A 19,995-nucleotide genomic window follows, 5' to 3' on the forward strand; every position below is an offset into this window, starting at 1 on the left:
CGTCTTTTCGGGCCGGGAAATTCGAAGGCTAATGCACAGTGCGCCAGCCAGGCGGCCAGAGCGCACGCTGACCTGGGTATCGCTTCGCTCTACCGCAGACTACGTAAGAGGCAGCCGTAAAAGCCGTACCGTAGCGATAAGTTGCTAGAGGTAAGTAGCCTGGGTTAGCCGAAGGCGTAACCCGGGGAGCTGGTGCGAGTTTGTCGCGATGCCCAAATGACCTACCTGGCATGGACCACGCCTGCCGAGCATATCAATGCCCAGGATGATCTTGGCTCAGAAACAACAAAGCCCGCATAGCGCGGGCTTTGTTGTTTCTACCTTGTTCCTTCCGCAATGAAACCGCGGAAGCAAGATCGTTTTAGTCGCCGCGATACTCGCAACCGCTGGTGCAGGTCTCATGGATACGGATGCGTGACAATTCCGGCAGCAATGGCTTGAGCTGTTGCCATACCCACTTGGCGAGGATTTCGCTGGTCGGGTTTTCCAGGCCGGGGATGTCGTTGAGGTAGTTGTGGTCGAGCTGCTCGTAGATCGGCTTGAAGATGGCCTTGATCTCCGAGAAATCGCGAATCCAGCCGGTATACGGATCGACTTCGCCCTCGATGTAGACCGCGATGCGGAACGAATGGCCATGCAGGCGACCGCACTTGTGGCCTTCGGGGACGTGGGGCAGCCGGTGGGCGGCTTCGAAGATGAATTCTTTAAACAGTTCCAAGGCCAATCTCTTTTCTACAGGGCAAACAGCCTGCGATTCTAGCAGCCTGCTGCAACCTGTAGGGGCTTACTGGCCCAGCGCAGCGTTGCGATCGTGACGATAGACACTCACTGCCTCGTACACTGCCTTGCGCAAACGGTTGATGCCACCGATCGGGCGGTGTTCGGGCAGGGCGTGCCACGGGTTGAACGACAGGTTGTCGCAGAACAGATTCTGCTCCGAGCTATCGAAGTCCTGAGCTGGCAGACGTATGTCGGCGACGGTCTCGAACGGCGCGATCTTCTCGTCCCACTCTACGCTCGGGTCTTCGATCGGCATGTAGTAATCCGGGTTTTGCTGCTGCACCTGCAAGGCGAAGCAAGCCGGCATGCGGTCCAGGGAAAGCTGCTGATAGAGGGCGCTGCGCAGGAAGTTGGGCAGATCGGTATTGGGCTTGGGAATGGCATAAGCCGGGCAGTTTTCCGGAGTCGGAATGACCCGATACTTGATGTTGTGCGGCCCCAGCTTGAACGGAGCGATGGAATTGTAGGTGGTTTCCACCGGGCTGGCGGGGGCGGGGGACAGGGTTTTCAGGGCGATGATCAGGTGACGAATCTCCCAGGTTCGCGGATCCCAGCTCGGAAAGAAGGCCAGGGCTTTCTTGCCGTCCGCTTGTGCGGCGAAGTTACTGCGGTACTCCGCCACATCACGTACGAAGAACGCGGGGTGATTGAACATCACGAAGTCCTGATCGCCAGCACTGCGTTGATTGTTCATCAGCTTGGCGCCCGGCACGTCGAGTAGCTTGATGGCCATACCCCGGGCATCGCGAGCGCGGTCGAATTGCGGATAGGCGTTGCCGTTGGACAGGCGCATCCATGCCTGCCAGGTTTTGCCTGGTTCGGCGAGCACGCCGTAGCGCAGGCTTTCATCAAGATCTGCCTTGACCGTCACTTCTGCTTTCACGCAGCCGTGGGCCTTGGCGTGGGCGTCACGCAGCACGCGAGTATTGTCACGGTGTTGCTCGACGACGCGAATGGCGTCTTCGATGATGCCAGCCGTGTAGGCGGCCTCATTGGCTGGAATCTGCTCTTCACTGGAAACCGGGCCGGAAAACTTCCAGCTGTAATAGGCGCTGCCCACGGCCCAGCCACCCAGGCCGACGACCAGCAGGGTGACCAGCGTTCTGCTCAGTAGGCGTCCGAGCCACAGCCAGAATCGTTTAAGCATCGTTGGACTCCTTGCGATTTGCATTCACGCTGCCTTGGCAGTTCTGCCCGGGATTCCAGGGTTTGGCCGGCACGTCGTTCAACTGGTTTTCCAGCGCCGGATTACCCAGCACCTTCAGGTATTCGACCAGCGCCCAGCGCTCCTCCGGCTGCAGGCCACGGCCGATGACGCCATCGTTACGGCAGCCATCGCGGAATTCATGGCCGCCGTTGCCATTGCCCTTGATGCGTGTATCGAGCAGGAAACCGCCCTGGAACTTGTCGCTGACGAAGCCCACATGCTTTGGATCGAATTCGAAATTGCCCACCCAGAAGCTGCTGGGCCGCTCCGATACCGGCGACAGCAGATGAAACAGCGTCGGTACCGAGCCGTTGTGCAGGAATGGGGGGGTGGCCCAGATGCCATCCAGCGGCCGCGCCTTGTAGCCACGGATCTCCTGGACGCCAATGGGCAGGCCGTAGCCGTCCATGCGCTTACGCTGCTCGGGCGCGATGCCGTTGTCGCGATAGGCGCGGTCTTCGACGTAGGCGGTGACATAGGCCAGCGCCTCGGCAGTGGAGATGGCGCTGAAATCGATATTATCGAGGCTGTTGCTGAACAGCTTCACGTCCAGCCTCGCCAGCTCGGCTTTCTTCCAGCCCAGCTTGCGGATGTCGAAACGGTGGTCGGCGATATTGTCGGCGGTGGTGGAGTCGGTACCCACGATGGACGTGTCGACGACTTGCATGTACCACTCGGGGTCGCGATCAGGTGCCATGCGATGATCTGGCGGAACCACCTTCGGTGCGTGGCAGAGGGCGCAGTTTTCCTGGAACAGGGCGCGTCCCCGGCTGGCGAGCGGTAGGTCGATCTTGCCAAGGACCTTTTCCGGCCAGGCAGGCGGCTGCAGGTGCTTGAGCGTTTCTTCCAGCTGATAAAGGTCGTTGATGCGCACGCCGGACGCGTAGCGCTGATCGTGTGGCACCGGGCGCCCGTTTTCGTCGAGCAGCTGCAGGGTAGCGCCAACCCCCAGTGCCTCGCCGACGTTACGGGCCATGGGCTGCATGGCCGAACCGTTCCACTGCACCCAGTCGAATTTCCAGATATCCCACAGATGCGGATAGCTGACCGGCGCATCGGCCACGCGGTAGTTGGCGGCATCGATGCTGTCACCAAACACCGTATTGGCGATGCGGCCGAAGGCATCGGTACGGCCGAAGCCTTCCTCGGTCGGGTAGAGGCCACGGTGCCAGTCGTTGTAGGCGGTGCTCAACAGGCGATCGAGCACCTGCTTGAACTCCACACGCAGCCTGTCGTAGTCGCGCTCGTAATGCTCGCCCAGTACTTCATGGGCGAAGCGACGGAATTTCAGCGGGTTGTAGTAGGTGAACGCCATGCTCATACCCAGGGCCTGACCGAAGCTGCCGCCCTTGAGCGTCGGCACGGTGGACGCCAGCGAGTGCAGCGCGGCACCACCATCGATGCGCACCGCCTGGCCCTGGTAACGCAGCTCGCCGGTGTGGCAGGCGGCGCAGGTGATGTCCAGATACTGGACGCCGCTTTCATCGTCCTGGTGGCGGGCAAAACCCACCGGCAGGTTGCCGGGGTTCAGGGCCGTGGCCTGTTGGCCGGGTTGGGTGAGAAAGCCGAAGCGCGCGAGGTAATCGGGGTGGGCGAACTTGGCCTTGCCGAATGGCATTTCCAAGGCGGTGAACCAGTCGTAATGCAGGTCTTTTACCGTAGTGCCCTGGGGCGTGTAGTAATAGAACTGGCGCTGCTGTTCGCTCCATTGTCCCAGGTAATGGACCTTTTTCGCCGGCGTGTAAGCCGGTAGGTTGGGATTGACGATGTAATAGAGGATGACCAGCAGGGCGGTCAGCACGAGCAGAGCGATGAGTTTCAGCGCGCGGCGAATCAGGCGCATCGGGACGTCCTTGTGGCGTTCTTCCAGTCGTCCCCCTTTATGCCCATACCGTCACTTAATGGCAAGATGCCACGCGCAACTGGCGAACAAATTCAGTTTGGGCTAGGTGTCGACGCCCAGCCAACTGGCCACACAGCTCACCGCTGCGCGCTGGCGTTCATGCCAGGTCCCGGCGATTTCCACCACGCTCTGGCCGTTGGCCTCGAGCCATTGCGCGCAGCCCTGGTGAAAGGCCAGGCGCTCCGCCAGATCCGGCTGGCAGCGCTGCCCGTCGCCTACCCATTCGACGCCACGCGGGTCGAGCAGCAGGTGCAGGTGATACTCGCGGGCCAGCAGGGCAGGTTCCATCCAATCCGGGCAATCACAGAAAAGCGTGCGGCTCCAAAGAATGTTGCTGAGCAGGTGGGTGTCGAGGATCAGCAGGTGAGGGCGTTGCTCGCGGGCTGCATCTTCCCAGGCGAGCTGACCGTGGGCGATGGTAGAAATATCGGCGTAGCAGGTATCGCGTTGCTGCGTGTCGATGAAGTGGCGCACGTATTCACCGACCACGATACCGCCGAAGCGCTGCTGCAGCTCGTTCGCCAGCCAGCTCTTGCCGGTCGATTCCGGGCCGGTCAGCACCAGGACGTTCATGGGCGCGCCGCGAGCAGCTCGCGCCGCCAGGTCAGCCAGCCATGACAGGCCAGCAGGGTGAACAGAGCGTACAGCGCAGCGGTAAGGTACAGCGCCTGATTGATGAACAGCACGACGAACAGCACGTCCAAGAGGATCCACAGTGCCCAGCATTGCACGCGCTTCTTGGCCATCCACACCTGCGCGACGAGGCTGAAAGCGCACAGGGTCGCATCCTGCCAGGGCGCGCTGGCATCGGTGTAGGTCATCATCAGCAGGCCCAGCACGGCCGAACCGAGCACGCCCAGGGCGAGGCCTGAAAGGGTCTGGCGCAGGTTTAAGCTCGATACCTGCAGGCGCTCGTCGGGGCGGTCGCCACGCGTCCAGTGCCACCAGCCGTAAAGCTGCAGGGCGGCGTAGACGCATTGCAGCAGCGTGTTGGAGTAGAGCTTGGCCTCGAAGAACACCCAGGCGTAGAGCACCACCATGACCAGCCCGATCGGCCAGCACCAGGGGTTCTGCCGCACGGTCAGCCAGACGGCGATCAGGCCGAGCAACGAGGCGCAGACTTCGAGCGGTGACATGGAACCTCGGCGTATGACGGTGGGGCGGGCGCGCATTCTAGCGCTTGTGGCGCCTGGGAGATCGATCAGCTGACAGGAAAGTGACAATTTCGGTTTGATAGCGTTTTGAAATTGCATGCGAGTGATTTATAACTGCCGCTTTTTTCGGCCCCGCTGGAACCTCCTCCAGCGCCTCCAGTCCGAGAAACAATCCCTTTACAGCCAGTTCATCTGGCACCTTTCCGAGGAGTTTCGATGGACAGTTGGCTCGCTTTTCAGGCGCTGATTCTGGGTATCGTTGAAGGTCTCACCGAATTTCTGCCCATTTCCAGCACCGGGCACCTGATCGTGGTCGGTGACTTGCTGGATTTCAACGGCGAACGCGCCACGGCCTTCAAAATCATCATCCAGCTTGGCGCCATCCTGGCGGTGATGTGGGAGTTTCGTCAGCGCATCCTGTCGGTGGTCACCGGCCTGGGCAGCGATCCCATGGCCCGGCGTTTCACCGTCAACCTGATGATCGCGTTCTTTCCGGCGGTGGTGCTCGGCCTGCTGTTCGCCGATCTCATCGAGCATTGGTTGTTCAACCCGATCACGGTCAGCGCCGCGCTGGTCATCGGTGGCGCGGTCATGCTCTGGGCCGAGAAGCGTCAGCACCGCATCGTCGCCGAAACGGTCGACGACATGGACTGGAAGCTGGCTCTCAAGGTCGGTTTCGCCCAGTGCCTGGCATTGATTCCGGGTACCTCGCGCTCCGGCTCGACCATCATCGGCGGCCTGCTGTTCGGCCTGTCGCGCAAGGCAGCCACCGAGTTCTCGTTCTTCCTTGCGATGCCGACCATGGTCGCCGCCACGGTGTACTCGCTCTACAAGTACCGGGATATCCTGCAACTGAGCGATCTGCCGGTATTCGCCATCGGTTTCGTCACCACCTTCGTCGTCGCCATGCTGACGGTGCGTGCGCTGCTGGTATTCATCGCCAACCACAGTTACGCGGTATTTGCCTGGTACCGAATTGCCTTCGGCCTATTGATTCTGGCCACCTGGCAGTTCGGCTGGATCGACTGGAGCACGGCGGAGGGCTGATCGCCCAGCCGTTAAGGACGCATATGCAGAGCAGGGAGCAGGCGGGCCGCATCAAACGCTGGGACGATGACAAGGGCTTCGGGTTCATTCAGCCCCTTGCCGGTGGAACCGACGTGTTCGCGCACATTTCGGCGATGCGTGGCGATCGTCGGCCCACTGCCGGGGACCAGGTGCTGTTCGTGGCCGGGCGCGACGACAAGGGCCGCTTGCGCGCCGAGCATGTGCGCCTGGCCGGTGAACTGGCGATCGATCAGCCGCAGATTCGCGTCAAGCCGACTACCGCCAAGCCCAACGCAGGCAGGCCAAACACCAAGGCTGCCAGGCCAACTACGCGCGGCGATCGTCGGCCAGCGGCTGCCGTGCGCAATCCGCTCGCCAAATGGCTGGTTTTCGCCGCGCTTTGTTTGCTTCCTGTGTTCGGCGCACTGCGTTGGCTGGCTAGCGGAATGGTATGGCCGGCGTTGCTCTATCCCGTGGTCAGCGTGCTGTGCTTCTTCCTCTACTGGCACGACAAGAACAGCGCCCAGCAGGGCCGCCAGCGTACGCCGGAAAACACCTTGCATCTGGTCGAACTGGCTGGGGGCTGGCCGGGAGCCCTGGTGGCTCAGCAAGCCTTTCGGCACAAGACGCGCAAGGCGTCCTACCAGCTGGTTTTCTGGTCCATCGTGGCGCTTCACCAACTGGTCTGGATCGATCAGCTCTTGCTCGGTGGTGCCTACACCAGCGGTTGGTTGCGCAGCCTGCTATAGATCGAGCAGCAGGCCGACCTGCTGCTTGCGTGGCAGGCGCCGCACTACCAGTTGGTGGGAGCGGGTCAGCAGATCGCGCAGCTCCTCGTCACCCAGCGGCGGTTGGCTGCCGTTCATGCTGATCCAGTGGGCGCGGGCGAGGTAGGGCGCCGGGCGAATACCGGGGCGATCGGTGAAACCCAGAAACAGCGCGGCATCTACCTTGAAGGCCAGGTTGTCACCGAGAAAATCGAGAATGGCGAACATCTTGTTGTGCGCCACGGAAAACACCTGGTTGCTGCCCCACTTGTAATCCACCCGAGCTCCCGGCAGTTGCAGGCAGAAGGCGATCAGTTCGTCACGAGTCACGGCTGCACCGCCTTCGGCCGCTCGGCACGGCGTAGCAGTAACACGCTCAGCCCCAGGCCAAGCAGCGACAGCAAGCCCGAGGCGAGAAACACCGCGCCATAGTCATAGGCGGTGGCGACAAGGCCCATCAGGGGGCCGGCCACGCCCAACGCCAGATCGAAGAACAGCGCGTAGGCGCCCAGTGCCGAACTGCGGCTGGCCGCGGGAATGTTGCCGATCGCCTCGACGCCAAGCGCCGGATACACCAGCGACAGGCCGAAGCCGGTCAGCGCTGCGCCACACAGGGCCAGAGCCGGGATCGGTGCGATCCACAGCAGCAACAGGCCAAGGGTTTCGATTGCCAGGCAGACGGTCGCGACCCGATAGCCTCCGCGCCGCTCGATGGCGCCGGCGAACAACAGCCGCGCGGCGATGAAGGCCAGGCCGAATGCGCTCAGGCAATAGGCGGCGTGTTCCCAACCGAGGCTCGCGTAATACAGGGTGACGAAGGTTGCCAGGGTGCCGAAGCCGATGGAGCCCAAGGCCAGCGCCAAGCCATTGGGGGCGATGGCCAGAAAGACGTTGTGAAACGGCAGGCGCTTGCCCTGGATGACCGGGATGGCTGGTTTGTCGCGTGCCACCCACAACGCGCCGAGGCTGAGCAGGGTGATGGCCGCGCCGATGCTCCACAAGCCGAGCTGCGAGGCCATCAGAACGCCCAGTGGTGCGCCGATGGCGATGGCGCCGTAGGAGGCGATGCCGTTCCAGGAAATCACCCGTGCGGTGTTCTCTGCGCCGACCCGGCCGATGCCCCAGGTGATCGAACCGGTACCGATCAGCGCCTGGGAAATGCCCAGGGCCACACGCCCGGCCAGCAACAGGCCCAGGCCTATCGCGCCGGATACCTCATGCAGGCTGGTCGCCGCCAGGGTCAGCACGCCGCTACCCAGGGTACCGCCCAGACCGTAGACCACCGCGCGCTTGGGGCCGATCCGGTCGATCAGCATTCCCGTGATTGGCCGTGAAACCAGGGTGACGAGGTACTGCAGGCTGATTACCAGGCCCGCCATCACCGAGCCGTAACCCAGGTCGTTGAGCACGAAACCGGGTAGTACCGCCAGGGGCAGGCCAACGCAGAGAAAGCCGATGAAGGTGAAGAACACCGCGGCTAGAATTTGCGCGGTCTGGCCGGGTGCCTGGGGCTTGCGGGTGGTCATCGAGTGTCCTGTGCGGTGGAGTGGGAGATAACGTTATCAGGTTGGTCTGACTCTGTGCGAGCCAGGTCCGTTCCAGGCATCAGCCAGCCCTCGCTGCTGGCCTGGATCATATGCTCGAGCCAGGCGCGCACTGCTGGCAGCATGCCGCGCCGGTGAGGGTAGACGACCTGCAGGTGGCCGCCGGGCAGGTTCCAGTCCGGGAGCAGGCGCACCAGGCGGCCTGCCTGCAGATCGGTCACGCATTTGGTGTGCGGCAGCATGCTGAAACCCAGCCCCTTCAGCGCGGCCTCCCGGCGGATATCGAAGTCTTCGATGCTCAAGCGTGCTTCCAGCGCCACTTCACGTCGTACACCGGCTGAGTTTCTGAGCAGATGATGGATACGCCTGTCGCTGGCCGCCGCGCCCAGCGCCGGAAGCTGTTGCAAATCGTCGGGCGTACGGATGTCCAGTCCATGCAGCAGCGCTGGCGCAGCCACCAGATAGGCAGAGGCGGGCGCCAACTGACGAGCAATCAGCGAGGGATCCTCATCGCTCTGGTCACGCACGCGCAGTGCGACGTCGATGCCTTCCTGCAACAGATCGACGCGGCGGTTGGTCAGCACCACATCGAGCTGCACCAGCGGGTACTTGACCAGAAAGCTGGTGATTACCGGATGCAGACCGGCGCGTGCCATTTCCACTGGGCAGGACATGCGCACCCGCCCGCGTGGTTCGCTGCTCAGCGAAGCCACGGCCTCTTGCGCCTGCTCGGCTTCGAGCAGCATCGCCTGGCAGTGGCGCAGGTAGCGCTCTCCGGTTTCGGTCAGCGCCAGCTTGCGGGTGGTGCGTTGCAGCAGGCGCACGCCCAGGCGAGCCTCCAGCTCGGCCACCCGCCGTGACAGCCGCGATTTGGGAATGCCCAACTGCTGCCCGGCCGCGCTGAAGCCGCCGTGCTCGACCACCTTGGCGAAATACATCAGGTCGTTGAGGTCCTGCATGAAGGCTCCGAATTACGCAAAATACGTTTGTCCCATTGGTGGAACGCATCATCGCATTTTTACCGCCTAATCAGCGATTGGCTCCATTGATAGGATTAACCCATCGAACAGTCACTGACTTCTTTCAAGGAGACCTTCATGAAACTTCTGCACATCGATTCCAGCATTCTTGGCGACGCTTCCGCTTCTCGCCAGCTCAGCGCTGCCGTAACCCACGCCTGGAAAAATAGCGAGGTCAATGTCGAGGTCACTTACCGCGACCTGGCCAGCGATGCGCTAAGTCATCTGTCTGCTGCCAGCTTTGTTGCCGGCGGTACTCCGGCCGAGCTGCGCGACGCCGCCCAGGCTCACGAAGTGGCCCTGGCCGAAGCGACCCTGGAAGAATTCCTGGCGGCCGATGCCATCGTGATCGGCGCGCCGATGTACAACTTCACTGTGCCGACCCAGCTCAAGGCCTGGATCGACCGTATTGCGGTCGCCGGCAAGACCTTCTCCTACACTGAGAATGGCCAGCAAGGCCTGGCTGGCGGCAAGAAAGTGGTGATCGTTTCCACCGCCGGCGGCATCCACGCTGGGCAAGCCAGCGGCAAGGCTCACGAGGACTACCTGATCCTGGTTCTGAATTTCCTGGGCATCACCGACATCGAAGTGGTGCGTGCCGAAGGCCTGGCGTACGGCGACGAGCCTAAAGCCAATGCTCTGCGTGGCGCTCAGGCACAGATCGACGGTCTGTTCGAAGCTGCCTGATCGAGCATCTGCTGGCGACGTCGGGTTTCCCCGGCGCCGCAAATGTGCTTCCTTGTTTGCCAGGCGCAGCATCGGCTGCAGTCACTGGGTACAGACACAAGGGAGTCATGCCATGAGGAAATCACTGTTGTCGGCAGCGTTGCTGGGCCTTGCCGGGCTGGCGGAAGCGGGTGTGGTAGTCAAGAGCGTCCCCTACGAGATCGACGGCCAGCCGTTCGAAGGCAAACTGGTGTACGACGACGCGATCAGCGAACCGCGTCCCGGTTTGCTGATGGTGCCCAACTGGCTGGGTGTCACCGACGCCTCTGCCGAGAAGGCCGCCCGTGCTGCTGGCGACAAGTACGTGGTATTCGTGGCCGATATGTACGGCAAGAGTATCCGCCCCAGCAATGCCGACGAAGCCAAGCAGGCTGCCACCACCGTGCGCAGCGACCGCGCGCTGATGCGCAAGCGTGCTCAGGCGGCTGTCGAGGTGCTCAAGGCACAAACCAGCCAGGTCGCCCTGAACAGCGCCAAGCTGGGCGCGATCGGCTTCTGCTTTGGCGGTGGCACGGTTCTCGAACTGGCCCGCTCGGGTGCTCCGCTGAAAGCCTTCGTGTCCTTCCATGGCAACCTGGACACACCCAACCCCGCTGACGCCAATAACATCAAGGCGCCGGTGCTGGTGCTGCATGGTGCGGATGATCCGGCCGTGCTGCCGGCTCAGGTCGATGGGTTCGAGGCGGAAATGAAGGCTGCCAAGGTGGACTGGCAACTGGTCAGCTACGGTGGTGCGGTGCATTCGTTCACCGATCCGCTGGCCAATGCGCCAGGCAGCAATCAGTACCATCCATTGGTCGCAGCGCGTGCATTCAAGGCGATGAACAATCTGCTCGATGAGGTGTTCGAGTAACGCGAAACAGAGAGGGGAAGGCCGTGCGGTCTTCCCCTTTTTCGGATTATTTGGCTGGCAGAACTGCAATGTCGATGATGCCGTCGGGCAGGTTCTTGATCTCGCCCAGAGCTGTGGCCTTGCCCGTTTCCAGGTCGAGTTGGTGCAGCGTGGTACCCGTCAGCAAATAGGCGGTATTGCCGCCCTTGCCATCGCTCTTGATGTCCAGCGCGGCGCTGTGCAGGTTATCGGCGATCTTGCCAACCACCTGCTGGATGCCATCATTTGGCGGGTTCTGCAGCATCAGGTTGCCGGTCGCCAGGTCGACGGTGTACAGCGCAGTTTTCTCGGTGCCCTTGTAGGCGTTGGTGTAGGCACCGGCTAATACCTTGGGCGTCTTGCCAGCGTACGGACCATCCTTCGCATAGGCGACCTTGCCGTCCACTACCACCTCACCGCTCTCGACATTGACGCGCAGGCTGGTGCCATCGGCCGCCAGCAAGCGCAGGCGGTCGGCGACCGGGTTGAAGTCGACCACGGCCTGGCCTATGCCCGGTAGCGCTTGGCTGAGCTTGACGGCCTTGGTGGCTGCGCCGCTCTTGGTATCGATGGTGTAGAGCTGGCCGGCTTCATCCACGCCGTACAGCGAGCCATTGGCTGGGCGAATATCGATTCCGCGCAGACTGGAAACACCGCTTAGTTTCATATCGGAAGCGACGGTAAGGGTCTTGGTGTCGATGTGGAGCAGTTTGCCAGCTGCACTCAGGGCCAGCAGATCATCGGCATTGGCAGTGGCACAGCCCAGAGCAGCGGCGGTGATGGCGATACCGAGCACTTTCTTGGAAATATTCATGAGCGTCCTCTCTATGGGTAGGGCGCGAAGGATTCTTCGCGCTGGCATCTAGGTACCGTGGTTAAGCACCTGTTATCCATACCCCCGAGATCGCCAGGCAGATGTCGCCAGACACATCTGCTTACATCAGTTCAGCGCTGCCGTCACCGCGCGACCGATATACAGCACCTCGCCAGTAGGTCTGCTCAGTGGTGAGCCACCAGCTGGCTCCAGGGTCAGCTCGAACAGCTGGCCGGCGCGTACCGCGCCAATCTGTTCAGCCGTGAGCGTCAGGCGTTCGCCCGGCTCGACCAGGCCGAGAGAGCGGGGGCCATCCTTCGGATCGACGAGCGTCCAGAACTGTACCGAGCGGTCTGCCGCAACCTGGTCGTCACGCAGTGGCTCCAGCAGCAAGGTGCCGGTCGCATCGATATGCACCACCCAGCCCGGTGCTGCGGCTTCGCCTGGCGGCTGCAGTACAGCGGTATAGATCGCCGAAGGCCCAGGCGTGTCGGCCTGCCACGGCATAGGCAGCAAGGCGGCGATCAGCGCGAGTGCCAAGGCAGCACTGGTCAGGCGCCAGGTATTGAGGTTCGACCACCACTGCTGCCAGGCGCTCGTTTGTCGATTCAGATTGAGCGTCTGTTGGATGCGTGGCCAGAGTCCGGGTGAGGGCGAGCTGGGTTCGAGCCTGTCACTGAGTTCGAGAAAATGCTGCTCCCATTGCAGAGCCATCTCGGCAGCCTGGGGGGCGCGCTCGATCAGCTCGGCAATTTCGGCAGCCTGTTCCTGTTCAAGCAGGCCAAGAACGTATTCACCGATAAGTGCACGGCGTTCTGAGGGGTCAGTGCTGATCATCGTTGCAAACACTCCTGCAATGCGCGCAAGCCACTGCGAATGCGCCCTTTGATGGTGCCCAGCGGTGTGCTCAGGCGCTCGGCGATCTGCTCGTGGGTCAGGCCGCGATAGAACGCCAGCAGAACCGGATGACGCCGCGGCCGCTCAAGCTTTTGTAGGCATCCGCGCAAATGGCGCCTGTCCGACTGCTGTTCGTGCTGCTGAGCGGCCGATGGGGTGTCGTCAATCAGCTGCTCGGCGATGTCGTCGACCAGTGCCACCGTGCGGCCGCGCTGGCGCAATTGATTCAGTGCGCGATAGCGCAGGATGCTGTAGATCCAGGCCCGGCCGCCACCCAGCGCACGCTGAAAGCGCCCCGCATTGCGCCATATCTGCACGAAGGCATCATGCAGGCAGTCCTCGGCAGCATCGCGCTGGCCCAGCAGGCTGATGGCCAGCCCGAGCATCTGCGCCGACTCTTGGCGATACAGCGCCTGAAAGGCGCGCTCGTCATTGCGCGCGCAGGCTTCCAGGGTATGGTCGTAATCGAACATCGGGTCAGACATGCCGTCGTCCTGTGCTGGGCTGCGTCCTGAGGATGGCAAGGGTTATACCCGAGAGCAGGCCGTTTGGATGTGCCGGCAATGAAACAATTAGTCTCGGCAACGCTGGGGCAGCGGCTGCCAATAGCCTGAACTCGAGCGAAGCGGCCACAGTCTATGCTGCTCAGTGATAGAGGAGCGTCTACATGCGTCTGATTCGCCTGGGTTTTCTATTGTCTGCGGGGCTTTTGGTCGGCCTCGCCGAGGCGCGAGACTATCGCTACAGCGACGCCCACCTGCATTACGTGGATTTCTTCCAGGAAAGCGCCGGCATGGACATGCTGCTCGAACGCATGGATGAGTCCAAGGTCGACCATGTGATGTTCTCGGGCATTCCGGTGGCCAAGAAATGGCATGAGGACGAACCCAAGCGTCCGCGTTATTACGCTGGCGACGACGCTGCAGCCTATTGGTACAGCGCCACCGATGTGCTGATCGCCCATGCCTACAAAAAGGTTCCCGAGGCGCAGCGCCATCGCTTCCATCCGTTTCTGTCCGGCTTCAACCCCAACGACAAGAACTCCGACTCCCACATTCGCCGCATGCTGGAGCTAGACCCTGGGCTGTGGCAGGGCATCGGCGAAGTATTTACCCGCCATGACGACCTCACCTCGCTGATCGAGGGCAGCACGCCGCGAGCCAATAACGAGGCCATGACACGTGTCTATCACCTGTCTGCCGAGTACGACCTGCCGGTGATGATGCACTCCAACATCACCTCCAAGCGCGAGCGCAATCCGCTGTACCTGCAGGAGATCGAGGAGCCGCTGCGCAATCATCCCCACGTGCGCTTCATTTGGGCCCACGCCGGCACCAGCATGGAAATTCATCGCCATCAGGAGAAACTGGATTTTCTCTACGACACCCTGGCGCGCATGCTGGATAGTTACCCCAATCTGTACATCGACCTGTCGTGGACCATGCTCAGGCCCTACCTGACCGATGAGAGCGGCAAGCCGGACCCCAAATGGGTAAAGCTGGTCGAGCGCTACCCCGATCGTTTCATGGTCGGCTCCGACGTGGTCGGCCGCTTCGACAGCATGGGCGAATACATGCACGGCTTCGACCGCTTCCTCGATGCGTTGCCCGAGGAGGTAGCCCACAAGGTCGCCCGCGACAACTTCCTGTCCATCCTGCCGCGCAAGGTACAGGAGTCGCTGCCCGCTTCACGCTGATTGTCATCAGGCTGTCATCGCCGCGTCATAGCCTCGCGCCATTCCAAAACAGGAGCGTGAGATGCAACAGTTTCGATTCGCGACGATGACGGCGTTGCTGCTGGCAGCCGGGCTAGTTCAGGCTGAGGTGAAGGTGCAGGGTCCTGTCGAGTACGGCGTCTTCATCAGCCAGCACAAGGATTTCCAGCCGGGGGAGCGGGTATTGAGCCAGTCCGACCAGCAGATCGAGCACACTAGCGTGGTGCCCGCCAAGCTCGGCACCAAGTTCGGCATGCGTTACACCCTGAGCGGCAAGACGGCTGACGGTGAGCCGTTGACGCTGCTGTATCTCACTCCGGGCGTGATCGGCGCCGATGGCCAGCGCCACGACAAGTTCGTGGTGACCCAGAAGCTGGTGCCCGATGCACCTCACGATGTCATGGCCTTCGAGTTTTCCGAGAACAACGAAGTGGTGCCAGGGGAGTGGCATTTTCTGCTGTTCCAGGGCGACCGTAAGCTGGCCGAGCAACGCTTCGACGTGCGCTGAGAAACCGTCGGGCAATAAAAAACGGCGCCCTAGGGCGCCGTTTTTTATTGCAGGCAACCGATCAGTTGGCCCAGCGCTTGAGGACCAGGGTGGCGTTAGTGCCACCGAAGCCGAAGCTGTTGGACATGATGGTGTCCAGCTTGGCGTTCTCGCGAGTCTCGCGCAGGATCGGCAGGTCAGCGACCGCCGGGTCCAGCTCTTCGATGTTGGCCGAGGCGGTGATGAAGTTGCCTTCCATCATCAGCAGGCAGTAGATCGCCTCGTGCACGCCAGCGGCGCCCAGGCTGTGACCCGACAGGCTCTTGGTGGAGCTGATGGCCGGGGCGTTGCCTGCGAACACTTCACGAATACCCTTGATTTCCGCGACGTCGCCGACCGGAGTCGAGGTGCCGTGGGTGTTGAGGTAGTCGATCGGGCTGTCGACGGTGGCCAGCGCCTGCTGCATACAGCGCACCGCGCCTTCGCCGCTCGGGGCAACCATGTCGTAGCCATCGGAAGTCGCGCCATAGCCGACGATTTCCGCGTAGATCTTCGCGCCGCGAGCCAGAGCGTGCTCCAGTTCCTCGACCACGACCATGCCGCCGCCGCCAGCGATGACGAAACCGTCACGGTTGGCATCGTAGGCGCGCGAGGCTTTTTCCGGGGTGTCGTTGTACTGAGTGGAGAGGGCGCCCATGGCGTCGAACAGGCAGCTCTGGCTCCAGTGCTCTTCCTCGCCACCACCGGCAAAGACCACGTCCTGCTTGCCGAGCTGGATCTGCTCCATGGCCTGGCCGATGCAGTGGGCGCTGGTCGCGCACGCCGAGGAGATCGAGAAGTTGACGCCCTTGATCTTGAACGGAGTCGCCAGGCAGGCCGATACGGTGCTGCCCATGGTGCGGGTAACGCGGTAGGGACCAACACGCTTGACGCCTTTCTCGCGCAGGGTGTCGATGGCTTCCATCTGGTTCAGCGTGGAGGCGCCGCCGGAGCCGGCGATCAGGCCGGTACGCGGGTTCGATACCTGCTCTTCGCTGAGGCCGGAATCCTTGATCGCCTGCTCCATCGCCAGGTAGGCGTAGGCAGCGGCATCACCCATGAAGCGGAACAGCTTGCGGTCGATCAACTCTTCCAGGTTCAGGTCGACGGAGCCCGATACGTGGCTGCGCAGACCCTTCTCGGCGTATTCCGGATTGAAGCGGATACCGGGGCGGCCAGCGCGAAGGTTGGCGGAGACGGTTTCTTTGTCATTGCCCAGGCAGGAAACGATGCCTAGACCGGTAATAACGACGCGACGCATGGAAAGGATCCTTTAGAAACTGTCGGTGGAAGTGAACAGGCCGACGCGCAGGCTTTCGGCACTGTAGATCTCGCGACCATCGACACTCACGGTGCCATCGGCGATCGCCAGGATCAGCGAGCGGGTGATGGTGCGTTTGATATGGATGTTGTAGGTGACCTTCTTGGCGGTCGGCAGAACCTGACCGAAGAATTTCACTTCGCCCGAACCCAGGGCGCGACCACGGCCGGGGTTACCCTGCCAGCCGAGGAAGAAGCCGACCAGCTGCCACATGGCATCGAGGCCCAGGCAGCCTGGCATGACCGGGTCACCTTCGAAATGGCAGCCGAAGAACCACAGATCAGGATTGATATCGAGCTCTGCGACAATTTCGCCTTTGCCGTACTTGCCGCCCGTTTCGCTGATGTGGACGATCCGGTCGATCATCAACATGTTGGGGGCGGGCAGTTGCGCATTACCCGGGCCGAACAGTTCGCCGCGGCTGCAGCGCAACAGATCTTCCTGGGTGAAGGCGTTTTGTTTGGTCATGCGAGCTCCTCAATAATCCCCACGCGCCTCGGCTGGGTAAATCGTCCTGGCCGGCTGCGCATGAGTGATGCGACTGCCAGCAGCCTAGTCATAGACTGTTGCGTTGTGGTGAAAGTCACAGTGTGGTGAGTACAGTTGTACTCTGCAGGCGGCAATGGTGTCACAGATGCCCCTTTGATGCCCACTTCAACCAACAAGCGTGCAGTATTTTCGCCTATCTGACTAGAGGTTGCGAGTATTGCGATCCCAGGTGAGGTGGGATTTCGCATGACGGCGGTACAACAGCGTCAGGTCACCGATAGCCAGCGTTCGAGCACTTCCTGCAGCTCCATGCGTTTGAACGGCTTGGCGAGGTAATCGTTCATTCCGGCTTGCAGGCAGGCCTCGCGGTCACCCTGCAGGGCGTTCGCGGTGAGGGCGATGATGGGTAAACGGCCCTTGGCACCCAGGTCACGGATACGCCGAGTAGCCTCGTAGCCGTCCATGATAGGCAGGCGACAATCCATCAGCACAGCGGCGAACGTTTTGCGCTCGACCGCATTGACGGCTTGGGCGCCGTCGACCACCAGCTCGACCTGATAGCCCAGGCTAAGCAGCATGGCCTCGATCACGGTCTGGTTCACCGCATTGTCTTCTACCAAAAGTACTGAGCGCTCGACCGGCGAAGAAGGCGTGCTGACGGTAGGGTGGACGGGCAACTGGGGCTGCTGGGCAGAGAAGGGCAGCGGAATTTCCAGAGTGAAGCAGGAGCCGTGGCCGAGCTCGCTTCGTGCGGTCAGCGTGCCGCCCATGCATTCGGCAAGGGTGCGAGCGATGGGCAGACCCAGGCCGGTGCCGCCGTAGCGGCGGGATATGGAGTTGTCGGCCTGCTGGAAGGCATCGAACATGGTGTCCAGGCGCTCGGCGCTGATGCCGATGCCGGTGTCGTGCACCTGGCAGGTAAACCACAGCACCTGGTTGTCCAGCGCCTGCCAATAGGCTTCGACGCGTACTTCGCCGCGCTCGGTGAATTTCAGGGCGTTGCCGATCAGGTTGACCAGAATCTGCCGCAAGCGGGTTGGGTCGCCCTGTACCTGCGGCGCCGGCAGCGCATCGTCAAGTTCCAGGCGCAACTGCAGGCCACGCTGCTGGGCGCTGTGCTGGAAAGCCTGCAGGGCGGACTTGAGCAGCGTCGGCAGGTTGAAGCTGATCAGCTCCAGCTCCAGAGCACCACGCTCGATGCGCGAGAAGTCGAGAATATCGTTGATCACCTTGAGCAGGTGCTCGGTGGACTCCATGGCCAGGGCCGCGTACTCGCGTTGCTCGTCGTTCATCTCGGTGGTGTCGAGCAATTGCAGCATGCCGAGCACGCCGTTCATGGGCGTGCGCAGCTCGTGGCTCATCATGGCCAGGAAGTCGGATTTGGCGCGGTTGGCCAGGTCCGATTCCTCTCGCGCCTTGATCAGTAGGGTCATGGCCTGTTGCTGCTCCTGAGCGGCGTTCTGCAGCCCGTTGGCCAGGTCATTGATGTGGCGGGCCAGGGTCGCCAACTCGCCGCCGCCGACTTCGGGAAGACCTGCCTGGTAGTTGCCAGCCTGGATCGCGGTAACGGCTTCGCTCATTTCGCTCAGGGGTCTGGACAGCCGCCCAGCCAGGCGCCTTGCCAGGACAAAGGTTAGCAACAGGGCGAACAGCACCAGCGCAGCGACCTTGAGAAGGATTTCCTGCTGCCGGGAATTGAAGGCATCGCTGGACATGCCCACCACCACGCGGCCCAGGTAACCGATGCCAGGTGCGTCAACAGCACGTGCCTGCTCCTCGACGAAATCACCGCCCAGGTCTACCTGCTGTTGCTGGATGGGCGCCTGGAAGATGTCCAGTTGGCCATTACCGGTTTGCGCATGATCGGGTTGTTCGAGGTACGCGAGGATGTTCTCGTCACGATCGCGTACCTCGATGAAGCGTACGTGGGGCGTCTTGAGGGTTGCCTGCAGCAAGGATTCCAGCATACGGCGATTGCCGGAAATGACCCCGTACTCGGTGGCAGGCGCCAACTGGCTGGCGATCAACTGGCCAGTATGGTTGATCTCAGCGCGCAGATCCTGCAGGCGATTGAAGGTCAGAAATCCAGTCAGCAACAGGGTCAGCAGCAGCGCAGGCCCGACGCTGATGAGTTGGGTGTGGACGTGGATGTTCCAGCCTCGCCACAACTTCATGGCGTTTCTCCTTGAGATAGGTGCCGGGCGAGTTCCGCATCGCTAGGCAAGGTGATTCCCAGCGCGCGGGCCACCTGAGGGTTGCCGAGTACCTTGAATGTTTGCGAATAAGCCCCCGCCGGCCAACGTGCTGGCGACTGATCCAACAATTGGTTGAGTGTGGCCAGCTGGTCGCTTTGATCGCTGTAGGTCGTGGCCAGGCTGCCCGCGCGAACGAAGCCTGCACTCGGTCCGATCAACGCGTGCTGCTGGCTGTAGCTGGTCAACAGCAGGGTCTTGGCGGTCATCGAGTTGTAGAGGTCGTCATCGGCGATAGCGAGCAGTACATCGCTTGCTCTCAGCAGATTGATCACCGCTTTGTTGTCCCGCGTATCCTGCCAACTGCTTGCGACGATCTTGAGCCCCAGTTCACTGGCCGCCTGGTGTAGTTCTTCGATCAGAAATGCGCTGTGCGGGTCGTGCAGCACGCCCACGCGTGGGGCGTTTGGCAATAGAAGCTTGAGCAGACGCAACTGGCGGCGCGGCGCCGGATCTTGCCAGAGCACGCTGAACTCCGCTGGATGACGCTTGCCAAGGATTTCGCGTGCGTCGGTCTTGCTGACCTGCAGCACGAGTGTCGGCGGGCCTTTGGGGGTTGTGAGGCGCCAGTTCAGAGCGGGTTTGCCGAACAGGATTAGACGCGTATCGTCGCCGAGCTGGTCGAGCGGCGGCATGTCGTTCAGGGGCACGACGCGAAGGCGGTCGGCCGGGCGGCTTTTGGCCAACGCGCTTGCGAAATGCTGCAGGGTAGAGGTGTCGCCTGCTGTGCTGAGCAGCAGCTCAGCCGCTCGCACTGGTGTGTGCAGCACGCACAGCGTGACCAGCGCTCGGCATAGCCAGATCCGGTAGCGGGGATGAACACGCGTTCTTTGAAAACTCATCCGGGCAGTGAAACCGACAGGCGACACGAGGCTTGGCCAGCACAAATACAGGAGGCCACCAGCAACATAGGGTTATCAATAGTGGTGAAGGAAGTCACGCAACGGCCCTGTTCGCGTAGAGC

21 protein-coding genes are annotated in these 19,995 nt (G+C 61.9%); 6 read left to right on the plus strand and 15 right to left on the minus strand.

Features of this window, described 5'->3' with window-relative positions:
- Window positions 1-361: 361 nt before the first annotated feature.
- The 5 genes from queD to pnuC all read right to left on the minus strand — a co-directional run bounded on the left by queD (window position 362) and on the right by pnuC (window position 5,026).
- Window positions 362-718 carry a 6-carboxytetrahydropterin synthase QueD gene (queD, locus tag BM279_RS13065; RefSeq protein WP_075961648.1) on the minus strand — a complete coding sequence of 119 codons (357 nt, stop codon included), beginning with the start codon at window positions 716-718 and terminating at the stop codon, window positions 362-364.
- Between the two features lie 66 nt (window positions 719-784).
- Window positions 785-1,927, minus strand: coding sequence for a catalase family protein (locus BM279_RS13070; RefSeq protein ID WP_093504301.1), 1,143 nt, complete (start codon window positions 1,925-1,927; stop codon window positions 785-787).
- Window positions 1,920-3,830 (minus strand): di-heme-cytochrome C peroxidase, encoded by a 1,911-nt coding sequence (locus BM279_RS13075; protein WP_093504303.1) that lies wholly within the window; start codon window positions 3,828-3,830, stop codon window positions 1,920-1,922. The genes BM279_RS13070 and BM279_RS13075 overlap by 8 nt, the downstream gene beginning before the upstream one ends.
- Before the next feature lie 102 nt (window positions 3,831-3,932).
- Complete coding sequence (locus tag BM279_RS13080) at window positions 3,933-4,463, minus strand: AAA family ATPase (RefSeq protein WP_093504305.1); 531 nt, start codon at window positions 4,461-4,463, stop codon at window positions 3,933-3,935.
- On the minus strand, window positions 4,460-5,026 hold the full coding sequence (gene pnuC / locus BM279_RS13085) for a nicotinamide riboside transporter PnuC (protein ID WP_093504307.1): 567 nt from the start codon (window positions 5,024-5,026) through the stop codon (window positions 4,460-4,462). Before pnuC ends, BM279_RS13080 begins: the two co-directional genes overlap by 4 nt.
- A 234-nt stretch (window positions 5,027-5,260) precedes the next feature.
- Here pnuC and BM279_RS13090 point away from each other — a divergent pair, with 234 nt between their 5' ends.
- Together BM279_RS13090 and BM279_RS13095 are read left to right on the plus strand one after the other, a co-directional pair.
- Entirely contained in the window at window positions 5,261-6,091 is an 831-nt protein-coding gene (locus BM279_RS13090; protein WP_093504309.1) for an undecaprenyl-diphosphate phosphatase, read from the plus strand.
- 23 nt (window positions 6,092-6,114) lie between these two features.
- Window positions 6,115-6,840 (plus strand): DUF1294 domain-containing protein, encoded by a 726-nt coding sequence (locus BM279_RS13095; RefSeq protein ID WP_093504311.1) that lies wholly within the window; start codon window positions 6,115-6,117, stop codon window positions 6,838-6,840.
- Here the strand turns inward: BM279_RS13095 and BM279_RS13100 are convergent.
- The 3 genes from BM279_RS13100 to BM279_RS13110 are packed head-to-tail and all read right to left on the minus strand — an operon-like array spanning window position 6,835 to window position 9,361.
- Window positions 6,835-7,188: an MmcQ/YjbR family DNA-binding protein gene (locus tag BM279_RS13100; protein WP_093504313.1), complete on the minus strand. Its 354-nt coding sequence runs from the start codon at window positions 7,186-7,188 to the stop codon at window positions 6,835-6,837. The two genes, BM279_RS13095 and BM279_RS13100, sit on opposite strands and share 6 nt — an antisense overlap.
- Window positions 7,185-8,384 (minus strand): MFS transporter, encoded by a 1,200-nt coding sequence (locus tag BM279_RS13105; protein ID WP_093504315.1) that lies wholly within the window; start codon window positions 8,382-8,384, stop codon window positions 7,185-7,187. The genes BM279_RS13100 and BM279_RS13105 overlap by 4 nt, the downstream gene beginning before the upstream one ends.
- Entirely contained in the window at window positions 8,381-9,361 is a 981-nt protein-coding gene (locus tag BM279_RS13110; protein WP_093504317.1) for a LysR substrate-binding domain-containing protein, read from the minus strand. Before BM279_RS13110 ends, BM279_RS13105 begins: the two co-directional genes overlap by 4 nt.
- Before the next feature lie 138 nt (window positions 9,362-9,499).
- Between BM279_RS13110 and BM279_RS13115 the strand changes: the two genes are divergently transcribed.
- The gene (locus tag BM279_RS13115; protein WP_093504319.1) at window positions 9,500-10,108 is read left to right on the plus strand and encodes an FMN-dependent NADH-azoreductase; all 609 of its coding nucleotides are present in this window, start codon (window positions 9,500-9,502) and stop codon (window positions 10,106-10,108) included.
- A 112-nt stretch (window positions 10,109-10,220) separates the two neighbouring features.
- Window positions 10,221-11,000 (plus strand): dienelactone hydrolase family protein, encoded by a 780-nt coding sequence (locus tag BM279_RS13120; RefSeq protein ID WP_093504321.1) that lies wholly within the window; start codon window positions 10,221-10,223, stop codon window positions 10,998-11,000.
- 46 nt (window positions 11,001-11,046) lie between these two features.
- Here the strand turns inward: BM279_RS13120 and BM279_RS13125 are convergent, their stop codons facing one another.
- From BM279_RS13125 to BM279_RS13135, 3 genes are all read right to left on the minus strand, one after another.
- Window positions 11,047-11,832, minus strand: a complete 786-nt coding sequence (locus BM279_RS13125; protein ID WP_244154164.1) for a DUF4394 domain-containing protein — start codon at window positions 11,830-11,832, stop codon at window positions 11,047-11,049.
- A gap of 126 nt (window positions 11,833-11,958) precedes the next feature.
- A complete protein-coding gene (locus BM279_RS13130; RefSeq protein WP_093504323.1) occupies window positions 11,959-12,669 on the minus strand; it encodes an anti-sigma factor in 711 nt (236 codons plus the stop codon).
- A complete protein-coding gene (locus BM279_RS13135) occupies window positions 12,666-13,214 on the minus strand; it encodes a sigma-70 family RNA polymerase sigma factor (RefSeq protein WP_093504325.1) in 549 nt (182 codons plus the stop codon). The genes BM279_RS13130 and BM279_RS13135 overlap by 4 nt, the downstream gene beginning before the upstream one ends.
- A 182-nt stretch (window positions 13,215-13,396) precedes the next feature.
- Here BM279_RS13135 and BM279_RS13140 point away from each other — a divergent pair, with 182 nt between their 5' ends.
- Window positions 13,397-14,425: an amidohydrolase family protein gene (locus BM279_RS13140; protein WP_208604536.1), complete on the plus strand. Its 1,029-nt coding sequence runs from the start codon at window positions 13,397-13,399 to the stop codon at window positions 14,423-14,425.
- Between the two features lie 61 nt (window positions 14,426-14,486).
- Window positions 14,487-14,951, plus strand: coding sequence for a DUF3859 domain-containing protein (locus BM279_RS13145; protein ID WP_093504327.1), 465 nt, complete (start codon window positions 14,487-14,489; stop codon window positions 14,949-14,951).
- A gap of 61 nt (window positions 14,952-15,012) precedes the next feature.
- Here BM279_RS13145 and fabB read toward each other — a convergent pair whose 3' ends face one another.
- The 4 genes from fabB to BM279_RS13165 form a co-directional block, all read right to left on the minus strand.
- Window positions 15,013-16,230, minus strand: a complete 1,218-nt coding sequence (gene fabB, locus BM279_RS13150; protein ID WP_093504329.1) for a beta-ketoacyl-ACP synthase I — start codon at window positions 16,228-16,230, stop codon at window positions 15,013-15,015.
- 12 nt (window positions 16,231-16,242) lie between these two features.
- Window positions 16,243-16,758, minus strand: coding sequence for a 3-hydroxyacyl-[acyl-carrier-protein] dehydratase FabA (gene fabA / locus BM279_RS13155; RefSeq protein ID WP_013791679.1), 516 nt, complete (start codon window positions 16,756-16,758; stop codon window positions 16,243-16,245).
- A 287-nt stretch (window positions 16,759-17,045) separates the two neighbouring features.
- Window positions 17,046-18,953 (minus strand): ATP-binding protein, encoded by a 1,908-nt coding sequence (locus tag BM279_RS13160; RefSeq protein ID WP_093504331.1) that lies wholly within the window; start codon window positions 18,951-18,953, stop codon window positions 17,046-17,048.
- Window positions 18,950-19,873: an ABC transporter substrate binding protein gene (locus BM279_RS13165; RefSeq protein WP_093504333.1), complete on the minus strand. Its 924-nt coding sequence runs from the start codon at window positions 19,871-19,873 to the stop codon at window positions 18,950-18,952. The genes BM279_RS13160 and BM279_RS13165 overlap by 4 nt, the downstream gene beginning before the upstream one ends.
- Window positions 19,874-19,995: the final 122 nt, after the last annotated feature.

It is taken from the genome of Phytopseudomonas straminea, from assembly GCF_900112645.1.
GTDB classification, from domain to species: domain Bacteria; phylum Pseudomonadota; class Gammaproteobacteria; order Pseudomonadales; family Pseudomonadaceae; genus Aquipseudomonas; species Aquipseudomonas straminea.